The sequence below is a fragment of the Achromobacter sp. genome, from assembly GCF_057314935.1.
In genome coordinates, this window is the sequence record NZ_DBHKZA010000154.1 from 1 (window position 1) to 3,173 (window position 3,173).

Genomic DNA, 3,173 nt, shown 5'->3' on the forward strand with positions numbered 1-3,173 from the left:
GCGCCCGCGCCCGGGCCTGCGACGGCCAAATACATCAAAAGCCCTGGAAAACTCCCCGTAACCCGCCTTTTTGGGTCGGGGGGAACAGGGGATCATTGACGCCAGTTTTAGACTTCGTTGGCAGGGGCCTGATGTGTTGATTGTTATCGGTTTTCTCGTGGTGATCGTGTCGGTCGTCGGTAGCTTCATAGCGCTGGGCGGCCATTTGGGCGCGCTTTACCAGCCCTTCGAGCTGACGCTGATCTTTGGTTCGGCCCTAGGGGCGTTCCTGGCCGGCAACAGCAAAAAGTCGCTGATGCTGGTCAAGAAGGCGCTGCCTGACGCGCTCAAGAGTTCGCGCTACGGCAAGGACGTGTACATGGAGCTGATGGCGCTCCTGTATGTATTGCTGAATAAAGCGCGTCGCGAAGGCCTGATGGCCATCGAATCGCATATCGAGGATCCGGCCTCCAGCCCGATCTTCAGCGAATATCCCCGCATCGCCAAAGACGCGAAGCTCATGGAGTTCATCACGGACTACCTGCGCATCATGATCAGCGGCAACATGAGCTCGTTCGAAATCGAAACGCTCATGGACGAGGAAATCGAGACCTATCGCCATGAACGCGAAGTTCCGGCGCACGCGTTGCACCAGATGGCCGATGGCCTGCCCGCATTCGGCATCGTGGCCGCGGTGCTGGGCGTGATCAAGGCGCTGGCCGCCGTGGACCAGCCGCCCGCGATCCTGGGCGACCTGATCTCCAAGGCCATGGTCGGCACGTTCCTGGGTATTTTGCTGGCCTACGGCTTCGTGGGGCCGCTGGCCTCGCGCGTCGAGCGCCGGACGGACGAAGCCATGAAAGTGCTGGAATGCATCAAGACCACGCTGCTGGCCAGCATGAACGGCTACCCGCCCCAGTTGGCGGTGGAGTTCGGCCGCAAGGTGCTGTTCTCGTCCGTGCGTCCGACCTTCGGTGAGCTGGAAGAGCACGTCCGGCAAACCAAGTCGACCGCGACCGGCAAGGCCTGACGGAGCGGGCCATGAGCACGGTAAACAACCACCGTGTGGTGATCCGCCGCAAGAAGGTAAAGGGCGGTGGGCACCACGGGGGCAGCTGGAAGATCGCTTACGCCGACTTCATCACGGCGATGATGGCGTTTTTCCTGGTGATGTGGCTGATCAGCATCGTGCCGCGCGAAGAACTCAAGGGCATCGCGGAGTATTTCCGCATGCCGTTGCGCGTGGCGATCATGGGCGGGCCCAACAACTCGGCCGAAACCAGCGCGGTGCCGGGGGGAGGGCAAGATCCCCTGCGCAGCGAGGGCGATGTGCGCCGCGCCCAGGGCAACCGCGTCGAAGCGCAGCCCATGGGCGACGCGGAGCGCCGCGAGCAGCACCGCCTGGAAAACCTGAAGAAGCGGCTTGAGAACGTCATCGATACCAGCCCTGTCCTGAAGAGCTTCAGGCCGCAGCTGCTGATCGACCTGACGACGGAAGGCCTGCGCATCCAGATCATCGACAACCAGAACCGCCCGATGTTCGCGACCGGCCGCGCGGAAGTGCAGCCCTATATGCGCGACATCCTGCGGGAATTGGGGCCGGTGCTGAACGAGCTGCCGAACAAGGTCAGCATTTCGGGTCACACGGACGCCTCGCAATATGCGCGCGGCGAGCGCGCCTACAGTAATTGGGAGCTTTCCGCCGACCGCGCCAACGCGTCCCGCCAGGAACTGGTGGCCGGCGGCATGAACGAAAGCAAGGTCATGCGCATCCAGGGGCTGTCTTCCAGCATGAGTCTGGTTAAAGATGATCCTTACGCGGCCGTTAATAGACGTATCAGCCTCGTGGTGCTCAATATGAACACCCAGAAGCGCATCGAAAACGAGAACGCCGCCGCGGCGGACGTCAGCGCGAAAGATGCCCGCGAGGTGGGAACGGCCGTGGAGGCGGTGCAAGCCGCCGCCCAGGCCGCGACGGCAACCAAGCAAGGCGAAGCGGCGAATGCGCCGCCCGCCGAAGGGGTTCGATAGCAATGGCGGCAACGATTCTGGTGGCGGACGATTCGGCGACGATGCGGATGATCGTTCAGGCGACGCTGACGGGCGCGGGATGGAAGGTATTGACGGCCGGCAATGGCCAGGAAGCGCTGGAAGTGGCGAAGAACCACCCGGTGGACCTGGTCGTCAGCGACTGGAACATGCCGGTCATGGGCGGGTTGCAACTGATCCAGGGCCTGCGCGAGCAGGACCAGTACCTGGACGTGCCCGTGCTGGTGCTCACCACCGAAGACGACGTGGGTAGCAAGATGGCCGCCCGGGATCTGGGCGTTTGTGGCTGGCTGTCCAAGCCGGTCGACCCCGATGTGCTGGTGGAATTGGCGACCGAGCTGCTCGATGAGCAGGCCGGCGCGTAAAGCAGGTTCATTTATGAAGGCGTACGGGTCATGAGTTCTGGTTTGGACCTCAGTCAGTTTTACGAGACCTTTTTCGACGAGGCGGACGAGCTGCTCGCGCAGATGGAGCAGTTGCTGCTGGAACTGGATGTGGGCGCGCCCGACATCGAGCAGCTCAACGCGATCTTCCGCGCGGCCCACTCGATCAAGGGCGGTGCGGCGACATTCGGCTGCTTCACGCAGCTTGCGGGCACCACCCACCTGCTGGAAAACCTTCTGGACGCAATCCGTCGCGGCGAAATGGCGCTGCGCACGGACATGATTGATATCTTCTTGGAAACGAAAGACGTGCTCAAAAGCCAACTGGATGCCTACCGGGCCTCCGAAGAGCCCGATGAAGCCGTGTTTGAGCGTATCTGCGCCGTGTTGAGGCAGTTGGCGCTGGAGCATAAGGATCCTGCCGCGGCCGCGGCCGCACCCGCTGCGGCGCCGGCACCGGCACCTGTTGCGGCTGCACCGGCGCCCGTGTCGGCACCGGCCCCCGCGCAAGCGGCTGCAGACGCCGGCAATCTGCCGCTGAAGGTGCGGATCACCAAGGTGTCCGACAAGGACGCGGCGTCCTTGCTGGAAGAAATGGGCAACCTGGGCACGGTCAAGGCCAGCGAACGCGCCGACGGCGTCCTGACGGTGTGGGTGGACAGCACCTGCACCCCGGACGACATCGAGGCCGTGTGCTGCTTCATCGTCGACGGTGATCAACTGAACATCAGCCGCGAAGCGGCCCCGGCAGCCCAAGCGGCG

At 63.3% G+C, this 3,173-nt stretch carries 4 protein-coding genes; all 4 read left to right on the forward strand.

The window, feature by feature from the left end; genetic code table 11:
• Positions 1-133: 133 nt before the first annotated feature.
• Entirely contained in the window at positions 134-1,009 is an 876-nt protein-coding gene (gene motA, locus ACO6D5_RS29200; protein ID WP_105559857.1) for a flagellar motor stator protein MotA, read from the forward strand.
• A gap of 11 nt (positions 1,010-1,020) precedes the next feature.
• Positions 1,021-2,010 carry a flagellar motor protein MotB gene (motB, locus tag ACO6D5_RS29205; protein WP_006227418.1) on the forward strand — a complete coding sequence of 330 codons (990 nt, stop codon included), beginning with the start codon at positions 1,021-1,023 and terminating at the stop codon, positions 2,008-2,010.
• A 2-nt stretch (positions 2,011-2,012) separates the two neighbouring features.
• Positions 2,013-2,393 (forward strand): response regulator, encoded by a 381-nt coding sequence (locus ACO6D5_RS29210; protein WP_006227419.1) that lies wholly within the window; start codon positions 2,013-2,015, stop codon positions 2,391-2,393.
• A gap of 30 nt (positions 2,394-2,423) precedes the next feature.
• Positions 2,424-3,173, forward strand: a 750-nt coding sequence (locus ACO6D5_RS29215; RefSeq protein ID WP_485827327.1) for an Hpt domain-containing protein, incomplete at its 3' end; no start/stop codon positions are given.

What these genes read in the sequence shown, in the direction of transcription:
- motB (WP_006227418.1), top strand. Translation starts at nt 1,021, where the DNA reads ATGAGCACGGTAAACAACCACCGTGTGGTGATCCGCCGCAAGAAGGTA.
- ACO6D5_RS29210 (WP_006227419.1), top strand. Translation starts at nt 2,013, where the DNA reads ATGGCGGCAACGATTCTGGTGGCGGACGATTCGGCGACGATGCGGATG.